This is a genomic window from Myxococcus sp. AM010, assembly GCF_013372585.1.
Classification (GTDB): Bacteria; Myxococcota; Myxococcia; order Myxococcales; family Myxococcaceae; genus Myxococcus; species Myxococcus vastator.
Genome location: NZ_JABXEO010000025.1, coordinates 18,788 through 41,076 on the forward strand (window position 1 = coordinate 18,788; position 22,289 = coordinate 41,076).

At 71.5% G+C, this 22,289-nt stretch carries 18 protein-coding genes; 13 read left to right on the forward strand and 5 right to left on the reverse strand.

Annotated elements, in window-relative coordinates; translation table 11 throughout:
- The first annotated feature begins 157 nt into the window (after nucleotides 1-157).
- The 9 genes from HV826_RS14590 to HV826_RS14630 all read left to right on the forward strand — a co-directional run bounded on the left by HV826_RS14590 (nucleotide 158) and on the right by HV826_RS14630 (nucleotide 12,282).
- Nucleotides 158-1,411, forward strand: a complete 1,254-nt coding sequence (locus HV826_RS14590; protein ID WP_176417617.1) for a DNA repair exonuclease — start codon at nucleotides 158-160, stop codon at nucleotides 1,409-1,411.
- Complete coding sequence (locus HV826_RS37860; RefSeq protein WP_176417618.1) at nucleotides 1,408-4,632, forward strand: AAA family ATPase; 3,225 nt, start codon at nucleotides 1,408-1,410, stop codon at nucleotides 4,630-4,632. Before HV826_RS14590 ends, HV826_RS37860 begins: the two co-directional genes overlap by 4 nt.
- 59 nt (nucleotides 4,633-4,691) lie before the next feature.
- Nucleotides 4,692-5,561: an alpha/beta fold hydrolase gene (locus HV826_RS14600; RefSeq protein ID WP_255217222.1), complete on the forward strand. Its 870-nt coding sequence runs from the start codon at nucleotides 4,692-4,694 to the stop codon at nucleotides 5,559-5,561.
- Between the two features lie 190 nt (nucleotides 5,562-5,751).
- Nucleotides 5,752-6,648, forward strand: coding sequence for an ATP-binding cassette domain-containing protein (locus HV826_RS14605; protein WP_176409248.1), 897 nt, complete (start codon nucleotides 5,752-5,754; stop codon nucleotides 6,646-6,648).
- 41 nt (nucleotides 6,649-6,689) lie between these two features.
- Nucleotides 6,690-7,454 (forward strand): ABC transporter permease, encoded by a 765-nt coding sequence (locus tag HV826_RS14610; protein WP_176409247.1) that lies wholly within the window; start codon nucleotides 6,690-6,692, stop codon nucleotides 7,452-7,454.
- A complete protein-coding gene (locus HV826_RS14615) occupies nucleotides 7,441-8,691 on the forward strand; it encodes an aminotransferase class I/II-fold pyridoxal phosphate-dependent enzyme (protein ID WP_176417619.1) in 1,251 nt (416 codons plus the stop codon). The genes HV826_RS14610 and HV826_RS14615 overlap by 14 nt, the downstream gene beginning before the upstream one ends.
- Nucleotides 8,688-9,599 carry a nucleotidyltransferase domain-containing protein gene (locus HV826_RS14620; RefSeq protein WP_176417620.1) on the forward strand — a complete coding sequence of 304 codons (912 nt, stop codon included), beginning with the start codon at nucleotides 8,688-8,690 and terminating at the stop codon, nucleotides 9,597-9,599. Before HV826_RS14615 ends, HV826_RS14620 begins: the two co-directional genes overlap by 4 nt.
- Before the next feature lie 14 nt (nucleotides 9,600-9,613).
- A complete protein-coding gene (locus tag HV826_RS14625; RefSeq protein ID WP_176417621.1) occupies nucleotides 9,614-11,296 on the forward strand; it encodes an alpha-amylase family glycosyl hydrolase in 1,683 nt (560 codons plus the stop codon).
- A complete protein-coding gene (locus HV826_RS14630; RefSeq protein WP_176417622.1) occupies nucleotides 11,293-12,282 on the forward strand; it encodes a nucleoside-diphosphate kinase in 990 nt (329 codons plus the stop codon). The genes HV826_RS14625 and HV826_RS14630 overlap by 4 nt, the downstream gene beginning before the upstream one ends.
- 5 nt (nucleotides 12,283-12,287) lie before the next feature.
- Here HV826_RS14630 and HV826_RS14635 read toward each other — a convergent pair whose 3' ends face one another.
- Nucleotides 12,288-13,076 (reverse strand): hypothetical protein, encoded by a 789-nt coding sequence (locus HV826_RS14635; RefSeq protein ID WP_176417623.1) that lies wholly within the window; start codon nucleotides 13,074-13,076, stop codon nucleotides 12,288-12,290.
- Nucleotides 13,077-13,162: 86 nt separating this feature from the next.
- On the opposite strand from HV826_RS14635, the gene HV826_RS14640 reads away from it, so the two are divergent.
- The 3 genes from HV826_RS14640 to HV826_RS14650 are packed head-to-tail and all read left to right on the forward strand — an operon-like array spanning nucleotide 13,163 to nucleotide 17,287.
- Nucleotides 13,163-15,904 carry a PEP-utilizing enzyme gene (locus HV826_RS14640; RefSeq protein ID WP_176417624.1) on the forward strand — a complete coding sequence of 914 codons (2,742 nt, stop codon included), beginning with the start codon at nucleotides 13,163-13,165 and terminating at the stop codon, nucleotides 15,902-15,904.
- Nucleotides 15,897-16,526: a gamma-glutamyl-gamma-aminobutyrate hydrolase family protein gene (locus HV826_RS14645; protein WP_176409240.1), complete on the forward strand. Its 630-nt coding sequence runs from the start codon at nucleotides 15,897-15,899 to the stop codon at nucleotides 16,524-16,526. Before HV826_RS14640 ends, HV826_RS14645 begins: the two co-directional genes overlap by 8 nt.
- The gene (locus tag HV826_RS14650) at nucleotides 16,523-17,287 is read left to right on the forward strand and encodes a phosphocholine cytidylyltransferase family protein (RefSeq protein WP_176417625.1); all 765 of its coding nucleotides are present in this window, start codon (nucleotides 16,523-16,525) and stop codon (nucleotides 17,285-17,287) included. Before HV826_RS14645 ends, HV826_RS14650 begins: the two co-directional genes overlap by 4 nt.
- A gap of 3 nt (nucleotides 17,288-17,290) precedes the next feature.
- On the opposite strand, the gene HV826_RS14655 is transcribed toward HV826_RS14650, so the two are convergent.
- From HV826_RS14655 to HV826_RS14670, 4 genes are all read right to left on the reverse strand, one after another.
- Nucleotides 17,291-17,806, reverse strand: a complete 516-nt coding sequence (locus tag HV826_RS14655) for a hypothetical protein (RefSeq protein WP_176409238.1) — start codon at nucleotides 17,804-17,806, stop codon at nucleotides 17,291-17,293.
- A gap of 96 nt (nucleotides 17,807-17,902) precedes the next feature.
- Nucleotides 17,903-19,234, reverse strand: a complete 1,332-nt coding sequence (locus HV826_RS14660) for a peptidoglycan-binding protein (protein ID WP_176417626.1) — start codon at nucleotides 19,232-19,234, stop codon at nucleotides 17,903-17,905.
- Between the two features lie 151 nt (nucleotides 19,235-19,385).
- Nucleotides 19,386-19,856 carry an NUDIX hydrolase gene (locus tag HV826_RS14665; RefSeq protein WP_176417627.1) on the reverse strand — a complete coding sequence of 157 codons (471 nt, stop codon included), beginning with the start codon at nucleotides 19,854-19,856 and terminating at the stop codon, nucleotides 19,386-19,388.
- Nucleotides 19,853-21,043, reverse strand: coding sequence for a DUF2380 domain-containing protein (locus tag HV826_RS14670; RefSeq protein WP_176417628.1), 1,191 nt, complete (start codon nucleotides 21,041-21,043; stop codon nucleotides 19,853-19,855). The genes HV826_RS14665 and HV826_RS14670 overlap by 4 nt, the downstream gene beginning before the upstream one ends.
- A 486-nt stretch (nucleotides 21,044-21,529) precedes the next feature.
- Between HV826_RS14670 and HV826_RS14675 the strand changes: the two genes are divergently transcribed.
- Entirely contained in the window at nucleotides 21,530-22,240 is a 711-nt protein-coding gene (locus HV826_RS14675; protein WP_217917319.1) for a 1-acyl-sn-glycerol-3-phosphate acyltransferase, read from the forward strand.
- Nucleotides 22,241-22,289: the final 49 nt, after the last annotated feature.

A 22,289-nucleotide genomic window follows, 5' to 3' on the forward strand; every position in this document is an offset into this window, starting at 1 on the left:
TCCGGACCTTCGGCTCTGTCCTCCCCGTCACACCCGTTCTGGCGGCGAGTCGACGCCACCCGGGCGCAAAGGGCGAGGTCGCTGTCGGCCAGCGACCGTGCGTCCGGGCTGGAATGTCGGGTCACCCGCCCGCATCGGGTACGTTGTGCGGCGCGCCATGCCCTTCAAGTTCGTTCATGCCGCCGACCTGCACCTGGACACGCCTTTCCGAGGCGTCGCGACCCAGGGGCCGCTCCTGGGGCGCTTCCAGGATTCGACGTTCCGCGCGCTCACGCGCATCACGGAGGTGTGCCTGCGAGAGCGGGTGGCCTTCCTGCTGCTCGCCGGAGACCTCTTCGACGTGAAGGACCGCTCGGTGCGCGCGCGGCTGGCGCTGCGGCGCGAGCTGGGCCGCCTGGACGCGGCGGGCATCTCCACCTTCATCGTCCACGGCAACCATGACCCGCTGAGCGGAGACACCGGCGCGCTGGGGCTCCCGCCGTCGGTGAAGGTGTTCGGCCCGGACTGGGAAGACGTGGAGGTGAAGCGCGAGGGCCGGCGCCTGTGCCGAGTGCAAGGCATCTCCTATCCAGACGTGGAGGTGCGTGACGACCTCTCCGCGCGCTTCCGCCGCACCGGGGACGGCTTCAGCGTGGGCCTGCTGCACGCCAACCTGGGCGGCGTGGAGGGCCACGCCAACTACGCGCCCTGCACCACCGCGGGGCTGGGGTCGCGCGGGCTGGACTACTGGGCGCTGGGCCACGTCCACACGCGCGCCGAGCACCTGCTCCCCGGCGGCGGCGTCGCGGTGTACCCCGGCAATCCGCAGGGCCGGCACGCGAACGAGACCGGCCCGCGCGGCTGCATGCTGGTGGAGGTGGAGGACGGCGGCATGCGGCGGCGCTTCATCCCGGTGGACGGCGTGCGCTGGCACAAGCTGGAGGTGCCGCTGACCGGCGTCAGCACGTTGGACGGCCTGCTGGCCACGGCGATGGAGGGCGTGGAGGCGCGCTGCGCGCCCGAGCTGGACGGGCACGCGGTGCGCCTCACCCTCACCGGAAGAGGTCCGCTGCACCGCGAGCTGGCCCGCCCCGGCGCGCTGGTACAACTGGAAGTGGACCTGCGCGAGCAGCTCGCGAGGAGCCACCCGCCGGTGCTGCTGGAGTCGCTGCGGGACAGCAGCCGGCCGGAGGTGGACCTGGAGGCGGTGTGCGCGGCGGGCGGCTTCGCGCGCACGCTGCTGGACGAGGTGGGCTTCCTCACCGAGGACCCGGAGGCGCTGGCGCGGCTGTGGGAAGAAGAGACCCTGGGCGCGCTGAGCCAGCGGCTGAAGCGGCTGGGCGTGGACGCGCTGGAGGCGCCCCGCGCGGAGTGGGTGGCGCAGGCGGGGCTGCACGGCGTGGAGTCGCTGCACGAGGAGGAGACGTCATGAAGCCGGGGCTGCGCATCGACGCGTTGCGCGTGCTCGGCTTCGGCCGCTTCTCCGGTCTCACGCGCGACCTGGGGCCGGGGCTGCACCTGCTTTACGGGCCCAACGAGGCGGGGAAGAGCACGCTGCTGGCCTTCCTGCGCAGCATGCTGTTCGGCTTCGAGAAGCGCGGGCAGCCGGAGCGCTACGAGCCGGCCCACGGCGGTGCGTTCGGCGGCGAGCTGACGCTGACCACCCACGCGGGACCGCTGTGGGTGCGCCGCATCGCGAGCCGGCGCTCGTCGGAGGGTGAGCTGTCGGTGCGCGACGCGGAGGGGAAGGAGCTTTTGAAGGAGTCGCTGGAGAGCGCGCTGGCCCACGTGTCACGCGAGCTGTTCTTCGACGTGTTCGCCTTCCGCCTGGATGAGCTGGCCGGCTTCGAGCGGCTCACCGAACAGCGAGGCGCCTCCGAGGCCCTGGTGGCCGCCAGCATGCGCGGCGCGCGCCGGTTGCCGGAGGTCATGGACCAGCTCCGCAAGAGCACCGAGGGCATCTACAAGCCCAACGGCGTGAAGCCTTCGCTGAACGAGACGCTGAAGGCCCTGGAGGACGTCCAGGTCCGGCTGCGGCAGGAGGGAGACCGGCCCGCGCGCTACTTCGCGGAGAAGGAGCGGCTGGGCGCGCTGAAGGAGGAGCAGCGGACGCTCGAAGCGGACCTGCTGGAGACGGGGACCGGCCTGGAGCGGCTGACGCGGCTGGAGGCGGCGCTCGGAGACGTGGCGGCGCTGGCGCAGACGCGCGCCGAGCTGGCGACGCTGCCCGCGCTGGAGTCCTTCCCCGAGGCGGGTGAGTCGCGGCTCGAGGAGGGCCTGCACCGGCGGAGGAACCATCGCGCGGAAGGCGCCCGGCTGGCGGAGCGACTGGCCACGGTGGAGGCCGGGCTGGAGCGGCTGTCCGCGCCGTCAGGGGTCCGTGGACGCGAGGAGGCGCTGAGCCAGGCCCTGGGGGCGTACACCGAGGGCGCCGCGCTGCTGCGCGCCCTGCCCTCGCGCCGGGCCGCCCTGGCGGAGAAGCAGCGGCAGGTGGAGCTGGCCTTGCGCGAGCTGGGCCTGCCCGTGGATGGGCCCGGCCTCCTGGCGTTGGACTTGAGCGTGAGCGTCCGCGTGACGCTGGAGGAGCTGGCGCTCCGGCTGGGAGCGGCCGAGGTCGCGCATCGCGAGGCGGAGGGCGCCTGGGCCCGCGCGGTCTCGGAGCGTGAGCGGCTGGATGGGGCGCTGGCGCGGGTGGACGCGGAGGTGTCGACGCTTCCGGAGGAGCGGACGTCTCGAATCCGCCAGCAGCAGGCGGGGCTGGGACGGCTGCGCACCGTGCGCGCGGAGATGGAGCGCCTGTCGGAGCAGCGCGCCGAGCTGCACCGGCAATTCGAGAGCGTCCGCACCCAGGGCGAGCCACAAATGACGGCGGCGGTGCTGCCCACGTGGTGGGTGCCGGCTGTCGCGGCGATGGTGGTGGCCCTCGCGGTGACGGCGTGGCTGCTGGCGGGCAACGGGGTGGGCGCGCTGTGCCTCGTGGGCGGACTGCTGCTGACGGGCGTGCTGGAGCTGGCCCGGCGGCGAGTTGAGGCCGCGCGCGACGCGGACGTGGAGGCGCAACGCGCGCGCCAGCACTGGCGGCAACAGGAAGAGGAGCGGCTGCGCGCGGCGTTGATGGGTCTGTCCGCGCGGGAAGAACTGCTGCACCGCGAGCTGCTGTCCGCGGCGTCCGAGGCCGGACTCAACCTGGTGGCGACGGCGGCGGACATGGCGGCACGGGAAGCCGTGCTGGCGGATGCGCTGGAGCGAGCGGGACGGCGCGAACAGCTCCAGCGGGAGCGGGAGACCCTGCACGCCGAGCACGCCGCCGCGCGACGAGAGGAGCACCGCGCGAGTGACGCGGTGGCCGAGGCGGAGTCGAGGCAGGAGCAGTTGGGCACGGAGCTGACGGCCCTGCTGTCCGAGCGGTGCTTCCCCTCCACCCTGGCCGCGTCCGCGGCACTCACGCTGTGGCGGGACACTGCGGCGCTCCGCCAGCGGCTCCTGGACGTGGGCGCGGAGGAAGCCGCGCTCACGGTGGACGCGCAGGTCTGCGCCCTGGTGACGTCACGGCTGTGGGCGGAGGCCGTGGTGGCGGAGCTCCTCCCGGGCGCGACGGAGGCCCGCGAGCTGGATGCTGGCGTGATGGAGCCCCTGGCCTCGCGGGTGGCGACGGCGCTGGAAGCGGAGCGCGCGCGGAGCCTGGAGCGCAGGACGCTGGAGGAGCGGCGGCACGAACTGCGCGCGGAGAAGGCGCGGCTGGACGGGCTGTGTCACGACGAGGAAGCGGCGTTGGCGACGCTGCTGGCCGAAGGTGGCAGCGCCGACGAGGAGACCTTCCGCCGCCGCGCCGCCCAGGCACGCCGCTACGTGGAGCTGACGGGCCGGACGCGGGAGCTGTCACACCGCATCGAGGCGCGCACGGGCTTGTCGGAGACGCCCGCGCGGCAGGCGCTCATCGACGTGGGCGGAGAGCAGGGTCTGCGCGTGGAGCTGGAGTCCCTGCGCGACAGACAGGCGGGGGCCCAGGAGCGACTGAAGGCGGTGCTCACGGAGCGCGGCGCCCTCAGCCACCAGTTGGAGCAGTGGGAGAACGACGACGCGCTGGCGAAGCTCCGCATCGTCGAGGAGTCGCTGCGCGCGCGGGCCGCCGAGCTGGCGAAGCAGTACGCGGCGGACCGGCTGACCCTGGCACTGCTGGCCCGAGCCCGGCGCCGCTTCGAGGAGGAGCAGCAGCCGCGCGTGGTGCAGCTCGCCTCGGAGCACTTCGCCGCGCTCACCCAGGGCCGCTACCAGCGCGTCTTCATCCCCACGGGGGAGGAGCGCGAGCTGCGCGTGGGAGATGGCCAGCGCGACTGGAGCGCGGCGCAGCTCTCCCGAGGGACGCGCGAGCAGCTCTACCTCGCGTTCCGGCTGGCGGTGGTGCGCGACTTCGGCGAGACGCGCGGGGCGCTGCCGCTCATCGTCGACGACGTGCTGGTGAACTTCGACCCGGAGCGGGCGCAAGGCGCCATCCACCTGCTGGCGAGGCTCTCCGAGCACCAGCAGGTCATCGCCTTCACCTGCCACCCCTGGCTTCGGGACGCCTTCGCCGCCGAGGGCGCGTGCGTGCAGACCCTAGATGCCTCCACCAGCGAGCCGCCCGCGCCGGTGTCCGTGCTGAAGGCGGGCTAGCCCGGCGAAGCGCCAGAATGCCGTGCCCGGAACGTATCGGGGGCACTGTCAGGTTCCACATGAAGACCATCGAGATGCAGACCCCAGAGCGGCAGGGGACGACAGCGCTGCCCGACGGGCGCGTGTTGAGCTGGAGCGAATGGGGCCCGCTCACGGGCAGGCCCGTGTTGCTCTGCCCGGGAGCGGCGACCAGTCGCTGGCTGGGCTTTGGCTCGGCGGTGTTGGCGGAAACAGGCGTCCGGCTCATCTCCGTCGACAGACCTGGCCTGGGGGCCTCCACGCCCATGCCGCGGCGGAGCCTCCTGGACTGGGCCACGGACGTCCGGCACCTCCGTCTTTCCCGGGCGCTGAACGGGCTCCGCGTGGTGGGATTCTCCCAGGGCGCGCCCTTCGCGCTCGCTTGCGCGGCCACACAGGAGGTGGAGGCGGTCGCGCTCGTTTCAGGCGGGGATGAACTGGCACACCCGGCCATTCGCGCACTCCTCCATCCGGATGTCGCGAAGCTGGTGGACCTCACCGCCACGGAGCCCGCGCAAGCCGAGGCCTTCTTCGCGGGGATGAGCGCCCAGATGATGTGGGACATGGTCATCGGCATGAGCCACGAAGCGGACCGCGCCGTGTACACCGAGCCCCGCTTCGCCGAAGCGTACCGGCGCGCGCTGGACGAAGCCTTCTCACAAGGCACCGCGGGCTACGCGCGAGACACCGTGCTGGCCATGTCCCGGTGGCCCTTCAAGCCTGAGTCCATCTCCGTGCCGGTGGACCTCTGGTACGGAGCGCTCGACACAAGCCCCGTCCACTCACCCGACCATGGACAGACGCTCGCAGCGAGGCTTCCCATGGCCCGGCGACGCGTGGAGCCAGACGCCGGCGGCGCGCTGCTGTGGACGCATGCCGAGCCCATCCTCACGTCGTTGCTCGCCCGGTAGGCGCCGCGCGACGGCACCCGGCTTCCCATCCGGACACCCCAGGAAGAGACGCTCCACGGCGCCATCGGCATGACGCTAACGCCCGATGTCAGACCGCTCCGGTACAAGCCATTCCAGCAATGACTGGAAAAGCCAAAAAATCAGATAAACGCTCATCCTCCGAAATCCGGCCTGGGCGGACCCACTGACCATGGGACACACGCCGGAAACCGTCTTTCTCTCCGCGCAGGGACTGTCCTTCGCGTTCGCTGGTGGAGCGCCCGTGCTGCGCGACGCCACCCTTCGCTTGAGAGGGGGGACTTGCGTCGGGCTGCTCGGGGCCAACGGCGCGGGCAAGACGACGCTGCTGGGCGTGCTCACCCGCACCGTGCGGGGGACAACTGGAGGCGCGCTCCGGCTCGACGTGGGGGCGCTCCCCGCCCGCCGCGCCATCGGGTTCGCGACGCAGGCCATCGCGCTCTATCCCGTGCTCACGGTGGAGGAGAACGTCGGGCACCTCGCGCACCTGCTGCTGGGCCGCAAGGAGGCGAAGGCCGCCGTCGACCGGACCCTGGAGGAGTTCGCGCTGGGGCCCATCGCCCGCACGCGCGTGCACCACCTGTCAGGCGGGCAGCGGCGCCTCGTACACCTGGCGGCGAGCTTCGTCCACGCGCCGCCCATCCGGCTGCTCGATGAGCCGACCGTCGCGCTCGACTTCGAGGCCCGCCAGCTCGTCGTGCGGCGGGTGCGCGCCTGGCGCGAGGAGGGCGCCGCGGTGCTGGTCACCGCGCACTACCCCGAGGACATCGAGGAGCTGTCCACGGAGCTGGTGCTGCTGCGGGACGGGACAACGCGCGACCTGGGAGCGCTGGGCGCCGTCTTGTCGAGCCAGGCGCGCACGCTGTCGCTGCGCGGCGAGCGCCCCACGGACACCGCGTGGGAGCTCGCGCTGACCACCAACAGCCTGGAGGAGGTCCGCTCGAAGCTCGGCGAGCTCCCCTCCGACGTCCACCTCTCCGAGCTGCGCCTGTCCGGCAACCGGCTCCGCGACCTCCTGCTGAGAGACCCGTCGCTGAGCGCCTTCGCTCGGGAATCCGAGGCCCCATGAGTCACGACCCATCGTCCCCGCCCTCCGCCACACACGGCGGAGTGGCTGGCTTTTTCAACGAGGCGCGGTGCTACGCGCTGACCGAGTGGCGTGTCCTCGCGCGCGAGCGCACGGCCATGGTGTTCATCTTCATCCTGCCCGCGGTCCTCTCCGCCATCCTCGGCCCGGGTGTCTCGGGGCTCAGCGCGGCGCCGGGCGCCATGGGCCGGGCCACCATCGGCTTCGCGGTGATGTTCAGCTACATGGTGGTGACGTACTCGGGTCACGCCTTCTACCGGGACTTCTGGTACCACACCCAGGGCAGGCAGGCGCTGCTCCGCCCGTCGAAGCTCGCGTTCGCCCTGGGCAAGGTCCTGCCCGCGTGCGCGATGTCCTTCGCGCAGCTGCTGCTCTTCACGGGCTTCGCGGCGGCGTTCCTGGGCCTGCCGCTGCACGGCAGCCTGCCCCAGGTGGCGCTCACCGGCGCGGTGCTGGTGGCCAGCGGCGCGGCGCTGGGCTTCCTCCTCTTCGCCGTCACCCGCAGCACCGCCACGCTCTCCAACCTCTCGTACCTCGTGCTCGTGACGTTCAGCGCGGTGGGCGGCGCCATCGTCGTCACCGAAGCCCTGCCGGGATGGTCGCGCGCGCTCGGCCATGTCACCCCGCACTACTGGGCGCTGCGCGCGCTCAACGAAGCCACCTTGGGCGAAGGCCGCTGGAGCGTCGTGCTCCAGAGCGCCGCCGTCATCCTCACCTTCACCGCCGTGTGCGCGACCGCCGCGAGTCTGGCGTTCGACTTCCGGGACCAAAAGCATGACACCACATGACCCAACCACCGCGGGCCGCTCTCGGGCGCCCGTCATCCAGAAGCTGCTCGGCGACCCGCGCGTGGCCCAGGCCCGCCTGGGCAGGCGCATCGGGCGCCTCCCGTACTTCACGCGGGTGGAGTCCGCCACCGGCCCGCTCACGCGCATGGAGGGCCGGGACATCCTCAACTTCGGCTCCAACAATTACCTGGGGCTCGCGAACGACGCGCGCGTCATCGCCGCCGCGCAGGAGGCCTCGGCCCGCTGGGGCGCGGGGGTGACGGGCTCGCGGTTGCTCAACGGCAACCTCGCGCTCCACGAGGAGTTGGAGGAGGCCCTGCGCCGCTTCTATGGCCGCACGGGCGCCATGGTGTTCTCCACCGGCTACGGCGCCAACCTGGGCCTGATGAGCTCGCTGCTCGGCCGCAATGACCGCGCCTGGGTGGACGAGGAGATGCACGCCTCCGTCCTGGACGGCGTGTGGCTGGCGCGCGCGACCATGAAGCGCTTCGCGCACAACGACCCCGAGGACCTGCTGAGCCAGGCGACGCAGGAAGACCTCCCCGGCCTCTGTGTCGTGGAGGGCGTCTATTCCATGCGTGGGGACCGGGCGCCGCTTCGCCGGTTCCTGGAGGTGTGCCGCGCCACGCGGCTGGCGCTCATCGTGGACGAGGCCCACGGCCTGGGCACGGTGGGCGAGCGGGGGCTGGGCACGGTGGAGGAGGAGGGCATCGTCCAGGACGCGGACTTCATCACGGTGACCTTCTCCAAGAGCCTGGGCTCTTGCGGCGGCGCCATCATCGGGGACGCGGACCAGATTGAAGCCCTGCGCGTCCTCACGCGCCCCTTCCTCTTCACCGCATCCAACACGCCCGCCTCCGTGGCCGCGGCCCTCGCCGCCCTGCGCATCCTCCAGACGGAGCCGGAGCTGGTGCGCGAGCTGAAGGCGCGGGTGTCGTCGCTGCGCGAGGCGCTCACGGCGCGCGGGCTGCGGCCCCTGCCGTCGGATGGGCCCATCGTCAGCGTGGAGGTGGGCGCGGACTTCGACACCCTCCAGGCGTGGCGGCTGCTGTGGAACCGGGGCATCTACGCCAACCCGGTCATCCACCCGGCCGTCCCAGCCGGCCGCGGCCTGCTGCGCCTGAGCGTGATGCGGACGCATGAGGCGCAGATGGTGCACACCGTCGCGGACGCGTGCGCGGACGTTTTCTCGGACTTGCAACTGTCCCAGCAGGGGCAGGGGAAGGTGACCTCATGAAGCGCACGCATCAGCTCTCCGATGGCCAGCCGCTCACCGCGGAGACGCTCCGCGCCCACGGCGTGGACCTCGAACGCATCCTTCCGGAGCTCGTCAGCGACCCCGCCTCGTGCGGCGTGCTGCTGACGGGCTCGCTCGCGGCCGGCAATGGCACGCCCAGCTCGGACGTGGACCTGATGGTGCTGGTGCCGCACCGCACGTCGCTCGTCACGGCGCGGGAGGGCATGCGCTTCAAGAACAGCCGCTTCAGCGAGGCGCTCCAGTACTGCGACGGCATCGAGGTCAACATCGAGCTCGCCGAGCGGGGCCGCGTCGCGGAAATCATGACGTGGATGACGGCCATCGCGCCGGCGCTCTACAAGCCGTCCGAGCTGAAGTTCGTCCCCATCATCGACGGCCCGGAGCTGCGCTTCCTGCACCGCCTGCGCACCGGCGTGCCGCTGCTCAACCCGAGCCTCGTCGCGAGCTGGCGGGATGAGTTCCTCGTCGAGCTGCTGCCCACCTATCTCACGGTGCGGCACTTCATGGAGGTCCACGAGTACCTCGAGGACGCCATCAGCCACCGCCCCACCAGCGAGGAGTCCAGCCGGCACGTCGCGCGCATCGCCGTGGAGGAGGCGCTCGTCTCCATCCTCGCGACGCTGGGGGTGACCAGCGCGTCGCGCAAGTGGCTCCTCATCGAGTCACGCAAGGCGATGACCACCGCGGGCGAGGTGGACCGGGCGCTGCTGGCGGAGGGGCTCTCCATCCTCGCGGACTGCGCGGCGGGCCCGCTGGGTGACTGCCTCACGCGCATCGAGGCGCTGCATCAGCGCATGGCCGCGCGCATGTCGGCGGAGCCGGAGCTGGCGCGCGCGGTGGAGTTCCTCCAGGGCAGCATCACCTACGTCCTTGAGCACCAGGCATGACCACCCCCCGCACCATGGCTGAACCGGTCCGCGCCTCGGCGATGGCGCGGCTCGGAGAAGCGCTGGGCCGGCTCCATGGCGCGGAGCGCGCGGACGCGCGGGCCCAGGCGCTGGCGGCGGAGGCGGAGGACGTCCGCGCGCGCATCCGGCCCGGACACGCGGCGGCGAGCGCGCGGCCCGCGGTCATCACCGTGTACCCGGACCACGTGGCCGACGGCGGCGTGGCGCCCCTCGCGGCGCTGCGGCGCTTCCTCGACGAGGAGGTGGGCCCCCTGGGGACGACGCTGCTGCACGTATTGCCGCCCTATGTGTCGGACGGCGACGACGGCTTCGCGGTGGTGGACCACCAGGCCGTGCATCCACGCCTGGGCGGGTGGGAGGACCTGGAGCGGCTGGCGGAGGTGGGCGGCGGGCTGATGCTCGACCTGGTGCTGAACCACGTATCCACCGCGCACCCGGGGTTCCGGGAGGTGCTGCGTGGCGCGGGACGGCCGGAGGACTTCCACCTCTTCCAGGAGCCACGGACCATCGAGTGGGGCACGCGGGTGCGCACCGCTCCCCTCCTCCAGCGCTTCGACGCCGGGGGGCGTCCCGTGTGGGCGTGGTGCACCTACGGGCGCGCGCAGGTGGACCTCAACCATGGCTCGCCGGACGTCTTCGAGCGCATGGCGCGGACGCTCCTGCGGCTGGTGGCGGCGGGCGCACGCGTCATCCGCCTGGACGCCATTCCCCACGCGTGGAAGCGCGTGCCCGGCGGGCCACACCAGCCCGAGGCGAAGGTCCTGGTGCGCGCGCTGCGCGCCGTGGCCGACCTGGTGGACCCCTCGGTGCGCCTGCTCGCGGAGACGGACCACGGCGCCGGGGAGCGGTGCTACCTGGGCGAGGAGCTGGCGCAGCACGACAACCACCTCGCGGCGCCGCTGCTCGTCTTCGCGGCGGCCCTGGCGGGCGAGGGGCAGCCCCTGGTGGACTGGGTGAACGCGTCCGCGTCCGATGCGCGCCACCGCGACGGCTACGCCTTTCTCCAGACTCATGACGGCGTACACCTGCGGCCCATGGACCCGCCGCTCGACGCGCCCACCCTGCGGCGCGTGCTCACGCGGCTGGAGCGCGCGGGGGTCCAGGTGTCCCACGCGGAGGTGAGGGGCGAGTCACGGCCCTACGAGCTCAACAGCTCCCTGCACCGCATCTTCTCCACCGAGGCGGGGCTCGACGTCGAGCGCTACCTGGCCGCCCACGCGCTCCTCTTCGCGCTCCCCGCGACTCCTTGTCTCTACTTCCCCACGCTCTTCGGACTGCCGGACGCGGTGGAGTTCGAGCCCTCGAACCCGCGCGCCGCGAACCGGCACCGCTACGCCTACGAAGCGCTCCGCGAGCGGGTCCGGCGACCGGTGCATGCGCGCATCCTGAAGTCCCTTCTGAGACTCATCCACCTGCGCGAGCAGGCGCCCGCGCTGATGGAGGACGGCGGCTGCGAGGCGCGGCTGCCCGCCCCGCGGGTGCTCCACCTGGCGCGGAGCCATGACCGTCAGCCCCTGCACGTCCTGGTGAACTTCGGCGTGGAGCCCGTGTCCGTCGCCACGCCCCTGCGGACCTGGAAGGACCTGCTCGGCGGGCGCCAGGGCAGCGGGCCCGTGTCGCTCGCGCCGGCCGAGGCGCTGTGGCTGGTCGAACCCGGGAGCGGAGAACACCCATGAGAAACCTCGCCAGTGTGTCCGGCCTCGTCGACGACTTCGCCACGCGTCCTGGGAGCGAGGCGTTCGTCTTCACGTTCTTCGACCCGTATGCCCTCGGGCTCGGGCTGGCCGAGGAGGCGCTCGCGTTCCTCCAGCGTGAGGGCTTCCACGTCGTGGACCGGCGCTTCGTCCAGTACACGCAGAGCACCATCGAGGCGGTCTACAGCCCCAACCGCCCCATCGCGGTCGACAAGACGTGGGCCGTCCCGAGCGAAATCTATCTGCTCGAGCCCTCCTGCGCGCTGCTCCTCCACACCCCGGGGCGCTCGGCCTGCGCGGCGTTCAAGGCGCTCAAGGGCTCCGCGGACCCGCGCAAACGCTCGCCGCACCACCTGCGCAGCCGGCTACAAGCCCCGACGCGCGCGCTGAGCCTCATGCACTCCTCGGATGACACCCGCGCGACGCTGGAAGAGGCCGCCACGGCCTTCGACCCCCGCGAGCTGCGCCTGCTCCTGGCGTCACAGGGACAGCCCACCCGTCGCGCCACGTCGCCGGGGCAGCAGCTCCCGGAGGCGCTCGTGGGACGGGCGTGGCGGCCTTCGCCCATGGAGTTCCTGATGCACCTGCGCTTGCGGCTCGCCGAGGAGGTGGAGCTCATCGCCCCCTTCCCCGAGGCGCTCGTCGGACCGTGGCGCGAGGCCAGCAGCCAGTTCGCCGCGCTCCGCGCCGAGCACGACGCGTCCCGCGAGCTGTACCTGCGCGGGGTGGCCCACGAAGCCCCGCGGGTGGCGGAGGTGGTGCGCGCGGGGCTCGCGCATCCACGGCGGCCCGGGATGTTCGACTACCGCGTGGAGCCGGCGCTCATCGCCACGGTGCTGGAGCTGCTCCATCAGCCCGCGCTGTACCGCGAGACGGACCTCACGCGGCTCATCGGTCCGCTGGGGGCGCTGGTCCGCAACGCCTACGAGCGCGTGCTCCTGCGCAGCGCGCTCCAGGAGTTCGAATGAGCCCGTCACTCCGCCAGCGGCACCCGGTCAAGCACCCGGCTCTTGAGGATGAGGTCGTCGTGCGTGCGCAGGATGGAGAGCTCGTTCACCTCGAGCTCCACGATGACGGTCTCCCGGAAGCTCCGCAGCACGCCGAAGAGCTCGTCCGCCTCATGCACGTCCAGCTCGGCGTTGAAGCGCAGGTGGTCCATCAACTGCAAACAGCCGATGTAGAAGCCGGGGTGGAGCGAGTGCCCCAGCCGCTTCTGGACCTCGGTGAGGTGGTCCACCGGCGCCGGGCCCTCCGTCAGCTCCGGGTAGACGGGGAAGTAGATGCGGCCGTTCTTCTTGCCCCAGAACCAGCCGCCCTTCACCTGGACGCGGAAGCGGGGGAAGCCCTCCAGTCGCTGCTTCACGAAGGGGACGATGTCCTGCGCGGGCATCCGCTCATGCAGCCCGTTGCAGATGGTGAAGTGGTGTCTGTATTTGCGCCGCTCGACGAGGTCCCACGCAATCTTCCGCGCCGCGGCCGTCATGGCGACGGCGTTCATGAAGCGGTTGAACTGGGGGCTCTGGGCGAAGGCACCGAAGTCCACGAAGCCCACCAGCGAGACGCGCGGCGCGCGGTAGGTGCCCAGCCAGTCATAGCCGGCCTTGAGGTCGAACGGCACGACCTCCGGATGGTCGGGCCGCACCAGCGGCAACTGCATCAGCCGGTATTCGTAGGAGAGGACATGGTCCTCGGACGGGCGGGGCTGCAGCTCGTTGCCCGCGCGGCGATACGCGAGCCGCTCATCCGTGGCGAAGGTTCTCATGCATTCAATCCACCACACGTGGGCAGGGGCCACAATGCGATGCCTCGCTCGTGCCATGCGCCACGTCCGCCCGTGCGAGGCTGCCCGTGACTGCCCTGGACCGTGACACCGCGACGCTTCACCTCACCCCGCGGGTCGGAAGCGCGCCCGACTGCCGGAGCCGAAGCATCGGCCCCACCCACGCCTCCATGCGCGTCTGGGCCGAGCGTGTCCTGAGCACCCTGGCCCAGTCGTATGACGGCGCGCCGCTGACGCTCGTCTTCAAGGGAACGGTGCTCCCCCGGCCGCGCGCGCTCCACGCGCTGCTCCAGCAGGCCCCCGCCGTCGTCGCGACCTGGCGGGGAGCGTGCCGGTTCATCCTGGGGAGGACCCAGGCCGTGCGAGGCGCGCTGGAGGGCTGGGACCTGGACGAGGTGGCGGGCCGCCTCGCCCAGGCCGGAGACGTGGCCCACCTCGAGCTCCGTGAGGACGAGGCCACGAGCGAGCCGCTCACCCCCGTGGGCCGGCTCGTCCTGGGGGACAAGGCGCGCACGCTCGACGTCCTCTCGGAGCTGCACGGGCCATGGCGCATCTGCCAGCCGCTCGTGGTGCGCGGCGAGGAGTGGGCCCGGGACAGGGACGACGTGCTCCGGCGCGTGCGCGAGCGCTTCGGGAGCGAGCGCGTCGTGGTCCGCTCCTCCTGCTCCGCGGAGGATGCGTGGAGCGCGTCGAACGCCGGGCGCTTCCTGTCGGTGCTCGACGTGGACGCGGGCGACGCCGAGGCCCTCAGCGGCGCCATCTCGGACGTGTTCGGCTCGTATGGCCCGGGGGCGGCGGCGGAGAAGGTCTTCCTCCAGTCCTACGTCTACCCCGTGAGCGAGAGCGGCGTGCTGATGGCGCGGCACCCGGAGACGCTGGCCTCCTACTGGGTGGTGGCGTCGGACGTACACAGCGGGCGCACGGACCAGATTACGTCCGGGGCCCTGGAGAAGCCCTCCTCCGCGTATGTGGAGCACGGCGTCCCCAAGGGGCTGCTGCCGGACTCGCTCCGCCGCGTCGTCACCGTGGGCCGCGAGCTGGTGAAGCTCATCGGGGTGGAGGCGCTCGACATCGAGTTCGCGATGGCCGGCGGCCACTTCCACCTCTTCCAGGTGCGGCCCATCGCCAAGGGCGCGTCGCTTCCGGAGGGGAGCGAGGTCCACCGCGCGAGGTTGCTCGCGGAGGCCTGCACGGCGCACCAGGCGCTGCTGCGGCCGAGGAGCCCCGTCGTCGGCGAGGGGCCCGTCTACAGCACCATGACGGACTGGAACCCCGCGGAGATGATTGGCCGGCGCCCGCTGCCGCTCGCGCGGAGCCTCTACGGCGGGCTCATCACAGACAGGACCTGGGCGGAGCAGCGCGCCGGCTACGGGTACCGCGACCTGCGCGGCGTTCCCCTGCTCCGCGACTTCGCGGGGCATGCCTACGTGGACGTGCGGGCCTCCCTCAACTCCTTCATCCCCGCCGTCACCCCGTCGCACGTGGCGGAGGCCCTGGTCTCCCACCAGCTCGCCCGGCTGGCCGAGTCCCCCGAGCTGCACGACAAGGTGGAGTTCGAGATCGCCGACACCTGCGCGAGCCTGGGCCTGCGGGAGCGGCTGAGGCGCCACTATGGGGCCTCGGTGGATGCGGAGGAGCTGGACGCCCTGGCCGCGGCGCTGAGGGAGCTCACGCTCAACGGGCTCCGCGACCTGCCCGCCTGGCTGGCGCAGGTGGAGCGGCTGCGTGCCCACCCGTTCGCGCCTGGCTTCGAGGGTGGGCTCGGCCCCGTCCTCGCGCGCCTACGGGAGCTGGGCACCCTGCCCTTCGCGCACCTGGCGAGAACGGCGTTCGTGGTGACCGCGCTGCTCAAGAGCTTCGTGCGCGAAGGCGTGCTCGACGCGAGCGAACAGCGCGAGGTGCTCCAGCGCATCCGGACAGTGGCTGGGCAACTGCAAGCGGACGCGCTCCGCGTGCGGCGGGGCGCGCTGGGACTGGAGGCGCTCGTCGCGGAGTTCGGGCACCTTCGCCCGGGGACCTACGACATCCGGATGCCGCGCTATGGCGCGGACCCGGAGCGGTACTTCGGTCCGCTCATCTCGGGAGCGGAGGAGCCTCCCAGAGACGCAGCGCCGCTCTCCCGGGACCTCCTGGAGCGCCTCGACGCGGGCCTCCAGGGCGCGGGGCTGGCACTGACGAGCGACGCGTTCCTCGGCCACCTGGGCGCGGCCATCGCGGGCCGCGAGTACGGCAAGCATGTGTTCACCAAGACGCTCAGCGGCGTGCTCGAGCACCTCGCCGCGTGGGGAGAGCCGCTGGGGCTCAGCCGCGATGACCTCGCGCACCTGTCGCTGGAGCAGGTGGAGGCGGCGCTCGGGCTCTCGCCAGCCGAGGCGAGGCGGTGGTGCCGTGACGCCGTGGACGAGGCGCGCGAACACGCCGCCGCCGTCAACCTCATCGAGCTGCCGGACATCCTGGTGCGCACGTCCCACCTGCTCTTCCACGTGAGCAGCGGCGAGCAGCCCCTGTTCGTCACCCAGGCCTGTGTGCGCGCGCCGGTCCTGGTCGCCAACGGCCTGCCGGACCCGGAGCACGTCCGCGGCGCCATCGTGCTGCTGGAGCGCGCCGACCCTGGCTATGACGGCCTGCTCGCGCTCGGCGTCGCCGGCATCGTCACGGCGTACGGTGGCGCGAACTCACACATGGCCGTGCGCTGCACCGAGCTGCAGCTCCCCGCCGCCATCGGCGTGGGCCGGGAGCAGTTCCGGCGGCTGTCGGGCGGGCGGGTGATGACGCTGGACTGCGGGGGGCGCAGGCTCATCCATGAGTGAGCGACGCGTGGTCCTGCTCACCCAGCGAAGCGACCGCGTCCCAGGGCGCCCGGAGGTGCGGGACGCGCTCGAGTCCTCCTGGGCCGCGTGTCTGTGGGAGGCGGGCTGGGTGCCGTTCCCCGCGGTGAACGTGGCCGCCGCGGCGACCGCCCAGTTCGAGGCCCTCCGTCCCGCGCTCGTCATCCTCACCGGAGGCAACGACGCACCAGGGACGGGTGAGGCGCAGGTCCCCGCGCGGGACGAGGCGGAGTCCGTGCTGTTGTCGCTCGCCGCCCGGGCGGGGACGCCGCTGCTCGGCGTGTGCCGGGGCGCGCAGATGCTCGCGCTCGCCGCGGGGATGCGGCTCGTGCGCGTCGAGGGACATGTGCGTGTACGCCACGCGCTGACCGGCCCGCTCGCCAGGGCGTGGCGGGGCCCGGCGGAGGTGGCGAGCTTCCACCACTGGGGCGTGGAGGAGCAGTCCGTTCCCGCCGGCTGGGACGTCCTCGCGCGCTCGGAGGAGGGCTCGGTGGAGGCCTTCGCGAGCAGGCAGCGGCGCGCGCTGGGAATCCTCTGGCACCCCGAGCGCGCGCCTCATCACCTGGCGGCGGTCCTCGACTTCATGGAGGCATACAACCTGTGAAAGCAATCGTTCTGGCCGCGGGGCTGGGAACCCGCATGGGGCCGCTGGCGGCGAGCCGGCCGAAGTGTCTGGTGGAGCTGGCCGGGGCGGCGCTGCTCGACCACCAGTTGGCCGTCTACAAGCACTTCGGCGTCGACGTCACGGTGATGGCGGGCGCGTACCCGGAGCAGATTCAAGCGGGGCGCGACGTGCGCGTGGTGGTGAACCCGGCCTACACCACGGGCAACATGGTCGCCACGCTGCGCTTCAGCCTGCCCGTGGTGTCGCGGAGCGAGCCCGTCCTCGTCGCCTACGGGGACATCGTCTTCTCGCGCGAGGTGCTGGGGACGATGCTCGCCGCGTCCCGGGACATCGACGTCGCCGTCGACACGCGGTGGCGCCGCCTCTGGGAGCTCCGGATGGAGGACCCCACGACGGACTGCGAGTCGCTGCGCTTGGAGGGTGAGCGCATCATCGACATCGGCGCGCGGGTGCGGTCGGTCGACGAAGTGCAAGGACAGTACATCGGCCTGCTGCGCTTCGCTCCAGGGGTGCTGCACGCGCTCTTCGAGCGCTTCGACCTGCGCGTGGCACAGGATGCCCGCTACTGGAACACGTCGATGACGACCTTCCTCCAGGACCTCATCCGCGACGGCGTGGCGATTCACGCCGTGCCCATCGCGTCTGGCTGGCTCGAGGCGGACAACGCGGAGGACCTGCGCCGCTACACCGAGGCCCACGCCGCGGGCGCGCTGGCGGACCTCTGGTCTCCAACGGCGTGAGTCTCAGATAAGGCGCACCCGCGCGTCCCCCGCGTCCTGGAGCAGCGAGAAGCCGGCGCGATAACGCTCCTGGATGCCGGGGACGGAGGTCAGCGCGCGGACGGCCTCGTCCCAGTCCGGCCAGGTGAGGGCCTCCGCGCGGACGGCGTCGCTGAAGGGCGCGCCGTCCGTGAGGTGGAAGTGCACCTGCCCGACGTCCTGGCGAGGGCCCGCGTTGACGAGCACTGAGGACGGGGCCCGCTGCCGGGCGCTGGCGATGAGCGCGAAGAGGCCCGCGCGGAGCCCTGCATGGCGCGGATGCGCCAGGGCGAAGACATCCGGCACGCCATGCAGGGGGACGGCGATGTGGTGGAAGGTGCCGTAGACCGGACGCGGGTGGCGGTAGATGGCGGCATGCGCCGAGCGCGCCACGGAGGTGAGCGGCAGGAGCCGGTCCGCGTGCGCGAAGCCGAAGCGCACCAGGGCACCTGAAGCGGGAGTCCTCGCCATCTGGAACGCGACCTGTTTCAGGGTTGCCATGGACGCCCTTCACGCGTGTGTCAGCCGGAGGAATCATGTCCTCTCCGGCTGACAGGCGACGCTACTACAGCCCTGGCTCCGCGGCCGGGCCCCGCATCACGACACGGGAACGGGCGTGGGACTCACCTCCACCATGCCGAGGTTGCCGTCCACGTACTCGGCCATCTGCTCCGGCGTCACCTCGATGGGGCCGTTGGGGCAGAGCGGGTCATTGACGATGTAGTTGCCCGACTCCGTCATGCCCGTCACGGTGACCCAGTGGCCACCGAAGTTCTCGCCCATCAGGTAGTTGTCATCGGCACGCGCCGTGGGCCCCCAGGCCTGGTGGTCGGGGTCGTTGCCGAAGGGATTGCCTCCGAGGATGACGGGATGCCCGCGAGAGAGCGCGGCGTCCACGGCCGCCATGTCGACGTCCGCCGAGCCTACGACGGTGGCCACGGCGCCCGCGTCCGTCACGCCCTCGGCCACCTGGTTCACGGTCATCGTCACGGACGTGTTCGAGTCCGGGTCGTCGAGGATGTTCTCCCGCACCGTGTCGATGGCCTCGCCCGCTCCGGCCGCGCCCGGAGGCGCCATCGCGCCCACGGCCGTCGCCGCGATGACCACCGAGGCCGGGCCGCAGTCATTGCCGCCGTAGTACTTGCTGCCATCGTTGAAGTCCCTGTAGCCCTCCGCACCCCACTGGGCGACGTGGAAGGCCGTCGCCTCCTCCAGCGTCGACACGGTGCTCGGGGACACGGGGGGCACCAGGTCCTCGCCGTTCAGGTCCTGCACGCGCACCTCGCCCCCCGGCAGGCGCGTGAGGGTGCCGTGCTCGAATTGCTGCACCATCGCGCCGTCCCTGCCCGGCTCCAGCGGGCTCATGGGCCGCCCGAGCTGCGGCGCGTAGGCCTGGGCCAGGGAGGCCATCGACGGGTCCGCCGCCGGGTGCTGGGGGCGCTGCATGGCGGCGAGCGTGGCCGGGCTCATGTTGCCGTCCGCGGGGCTGAGGCCTTCGGCGGTCTGGAAGTCCCGCAGGGCCGCCTGTGTCAGGCGCCCGAACGTGCCGTAATCGGCGCCGCCCATGTCCAGGTAACCCGCGCCCTCGAGGAACTGCTGCAGGCGCGTGACGGGGCCACCATCGGCGCGGTCGACCTGGTTGAAGGCGACGCCGCCAACGTCCGTGGCGTCGGTCAGCGAGGGCGGACCGCCCCGCGGCTGGGACGGCGGGGCGGCGCAGTGGGGCGCCACGCTCACCTGCATCGCCAAGCCCTGCAAGCGCCGCAGCGCATCGAGGCTCACTGCCTGCTCGAACGTGTCTCGCACGGGGTTGCGCGGAGGCGCGGGCGGCGCCCCCTGCGTCCCCAACTCCCGAGACGCGGGGCTGCTCCGCGGCGCCACCGGAGTCGACGACGGTGTGAAGAATGAACGGCTCTGGATGCGTGACATTCACTTCCCCCTCTGGGCCCCCACGGCCCTGATGAACCGAGTATCGCGCCCGGCCACGCTCCCGTTGAATTAAGCCGAGTTAAATCTGTGGGCGCGAAGGCGCGGTCCTGGGAGGGCTGTCGTCGCGGCCCGTGCTTCGCGCCGCTGACGCTCAGGCTTCTTCGTCGGGGAGGAGCGTTCGCAGAAGCTCGTCGTCAGGGCCGAGCGGGCGCCAGCCAGGACGAGGAGGAGTCGCGCGAAGCGCTGCCATGACTTGATCGGCACGCTCTTGGTGGGACTCGGGTACGTGTCCGTACCAGCAGCCGAGCGCTTGGGCGACCTCGAAGCGGCCATCATCATCCATCACGGTCGGCCAACCGTCGGGGAAGCTCTCGGACAGCTCGCGCACGAGCATGTCGCGAACAAAGCGTGTGACATGCCTTTGTCGTTCCGCTTCGTCGAGGAGCCCGCTCAACACCTGTACTCCCGCGATGTCGTCCCGCCCAAGCTCGTCGGCCAGGAGATACAGCGGGATAGCAGGCCGCGCATTGGCGAAGGCCGTCAGCGAGTTGTAGCCGCGCTCGCGAACTCGCTCATAGAGGCGGGCCTTCCAGTTCCCCTGCCAGGAACGATCCTCGCTCATCGACTTCTCCCAGGAACGAAGTTCATCGGGAGCTTATGGGTTCTCATGTTCCTTGCGACGATCTTCAGGATCTCATTCCGAGTCAACACTCGGCCTGTCTCACTCTCAGCCTTGCTCAGTACGCGCATGATCATCCGATTCCACTCGCCCGGCCATATGCGCCCCAGCTTCCAGTTTCCACCACCATGAATCGCCTCGTGGTGGGCCCGCTCCAGCCGCACGCAGAACTGGTCGATGTCCGTGTCGCCCTTGAAGCCGCGCGCCTCGAACCACTCGCGGTGCTCCTTCGGCAGGACGTGGTGCTTCGGCGCCTCGGACATGCCCGCGCCAGCCCTGCCTGTCACCCTCATGCCGCGCACCTCGGGGCTGTCACCCAACGCATCGCGCACGCCCTTGGGCAAGTCCTGGTGCGCCTGCGCCATCAGCACCTGTCCGCCGTGGATGCGGATGGCCGCGCTCACAGCCGGAACGGAGAGGACTCCCGCCTGCACCAGCCTTCGCATCATCTCCACCCACTCCGCGGAGACGACGATTCGCGAGCCCACCATGACGCCACCCGGACTCATCACCAGCCCCACGCCGAGCGTCGCGGGTCCAGCCGGAGGCAACCAGGGGAGTGACAGCTTCATCGTGGAAACCATGGTGAACATCTCCACCACCTGCGCCGCCACCATGAGCTTGGCGCCGTTCTCCATGGCCGCGCGGGCGCCTCGATGAATCGCGTCGAACTCGTGGGTCAGCTTCCCCATCAACTCGGGCATCGCGGTCGCCGCCTCTTCGACGCGCTCCGAGTCCCCCGAGGCGAGGTCGGCCAGCGTCGGAGCCATCAGGCCTAGAACTCGATTCAGGTCCGCGAACAGCTTCTCAACGCTATAGGCGGGGCACTGTCGAAGCACGGCGTCAGCGAGTTGGAGGAAGTCCACCCACGTGGCCAGCAACAGCGCGCCAAACATCGCGGCCTGGAGTCGCGGCCCCGACATGCGGAGGAGGCCCCGCTCCATGTCGGAGTCCCCCACCTGTGACGCCACTCCCACCAACCCGGTGGCGCTCCCGAGCGTTCCTCGGAGCCAGGCCCATTGCCTGGAGCCATGGTCGAGGTAGCGCGTGAATGCCCCATGGAGTCCCCGGCCACCGAGCGCGGGCGGACGCGACGCGAGCCGAGCGCGCGCGGCTTCAATGCCCTCCATGGAGCGCTTCACCTCGTCAATGGCGTCGAGGACGGCCTGACGCGCCGGGGAGGCCCCCTGCCTTCTCCCCCCGACAACTCCAGAGACAGGGCCAAACCCAACCATCGTTGCTTCGTTTCGTAGCGCCGACCGTCGCCACAGTCGCTGTTGCGTTTCAGGGCCTGCGAGAATGACACGCTCACGCGGGTCCGTGAGGGATTGCGCCGGGACAGCGAATCACACCAGCAGGTAAAGAATGGCAACGAGTCGGGGCAATGCACGCCCTCCCGGCTCGAATCTACCAGACAGCCTCACTCGCGCTTCTTGGGTTTCCAACCATTGCGAGCGGAGGCACCGCGCCAGGGCACGTTGGTGCGGCACGGAAGAGGACTCCTGAAAGGGCCTCTGACGCCCGTGGGCCCCCAAGTACAAGCCCACGCCCCGCGAGCCTGTGGCACACTGCGCGCCATTCGACTCCTCTTCTCCATCGTCTTCTGGGCGTTCCTGATGCTCTCCAGCGCCGTGCTCTTCGTGGGCGCCGTGCTCGTGTGGGCCGTCACGCTGCCGTTCGACCGCGACGGCCGCGTCCTGCACCTGTATTCGTGCTTCTGGGCGCAGCTCTACTTCTACGTCAACCCGCTCTGGCGCCTGGAGATCGACGGCCGCGAACACCTGCCCTGGCGGGGCCCGGCCGTGCTCGTGGCCAACCATGAGTCGCTCGGCGACATCCTGGTCCTCTTCGGCCTCTACCGCCCCTTCAAGTGGGTCTCCAAGGCGTCGAACTTCAAGCTGCCGCTCATCGGCTGGAACATGCGGCTCAACCGCTATGTCCCCCTGGTGCGCGGTGACAAGGCGAGCATCATGAAGATGATGGCGGCCTGCGAATACTGGCTGTCTCGCGGCGTGCCCATCCTCATGTTCCCCGAAGGCACGCGCTCCTTCGACGGCGTCGTGAAGCCGTTCAAGGACGGCGCCTTCGCGCTGGCCTTGAAGCAGCGCTGCCCCATCATCCCCGTGGTCCTCACCGGCACCGCCCGCACCCTGCCCAAGCATGGCCTGGTGCTGGAGACCTCCTCCCGCTGCCACGTCCAGGTCATGCCCCCCGTCGACCCCAGCGGCTTCACCGACGTGGCGTCCCTGCGTGAGCACGTCCGGAATCTCATGGTCTCTGAGAAGGCGCGCATCGAGGCCCTGACACCCGGCGCCGCCACCCCGTAGCGCCCGCCTGAGCCCCCGGGCGAAGATATGCTCCGGCTTCGACGCGGGG

Excerpts from the sequence above, each read along its gene's own strand:
- HV826_RS14590 (WP_176417617.1), top strand. The coding sequence starts at position 158 with ATGCCCTTCAAGTTCGTTCATGCCGCCGACCTGCACCTGGACACGCCT.
- HV826_RS14645 (WP_176409240.1), top strand. The coding sequence starts at position 15,897 with ATGAGTGAGCGACGCGTGGTCCTGCTCACCCAGCGAAGCGACCGCGTC.
- HV826_RS14635 (WP_176417623.1), bottom strand. The coding sequence starts at position 13,076 with ATGAGAACCTTCGCCACGGATGAGCGGCTCGCGTATCGCCGCGCGGGC.
- HV826_RS14660 (WP_176417626.1), bottom strand. The coding sequence starts at position 19,234 with ATGTCACGCATCCAGAGCCGTTCATTCTTCACACCGTCGTCGACTCCG.
- HV826_RS14670 (WP_176417628.1), bottom strand. The coding sequence starts at position 21,043 with ATGGAGGGCATTGAAGCCGCGCGCGCTCGGCTCGCGTCGCGTCCGCCC.
- HV826_RS14675 (WP_217917319.1), top strand. The coding sequence starts at position 21,530 with ATGCTCTCCAGCGCCGTGCTCTTCGTGGGCGCCGTGCTCGTGTGGGCC.
- HV826_RS14620 (WP_176417620.1), top strand. The coding sequence starts at position 8,688 with ATGAAGCGCACGCATCAGCTCTCCGATGGCCAGCCGCTCACCGCGGAG.
- HV826_RS14600 (WP_255217222.1), top strand. The coding sequence starts at position 4,692 with ATGAAGACCATCGAGATGCAGACCCCAGAGCGGCAGGGGACGACAGCG.
- HV826_RS14615 (WP_176417619.1), top strand. The coding sequence starts at position 7,441 with ATGACACCACATGACCCAACCACCGCGGGCCGCTCTCGGGCGCCCGTC.
- HV826_RS14605 (WP_176409248.1), top strand. The coding sequence starts at position 5,752 with ATGGGACACACGCCGGAAACCGTCTTTCTCTCCGCGCAGGGACTGTCC.
- HV826_RS14665 (WP_176417627.1), bottom strand. The coding sequence starts at position 19,856 with ATGAGCGAGGATCGTTCCTGGCAGGGGAACTGGAAGGCCCGCCTCTAT.
- HV826_RS14655 (WP_176409238.1), bottom strand. The coding sequence starts at position 17,806 with ATGGCAACCCTGAAACAGGTCGCGTTCCAGATGGCGAGGACTCCCGCT.
- HV826_RS14625 (WP_176417621.1), top strand. The coding sequence starts at position 9,614 with ATGGCTGAACCGGTCCGCGCCTCGGCGATGGCGCGGCTCGGAGAAGCG.
- HV826_RS14630 (WP_176417622.1), top strand. The coding sequence starts at position 11,293 with ATGAGAAACCTCGCCAGTGTGTCCGGCCTCGTCGACGACTTCGCCACG.
- HV826_RS37860 (WP_176417618.1), top strand. The coding sequence starts at position 1,408 with ATGAAGCCGGGGCTGCGCATCGACGCGTTGCGCGTGCTCGGCTTCGGC.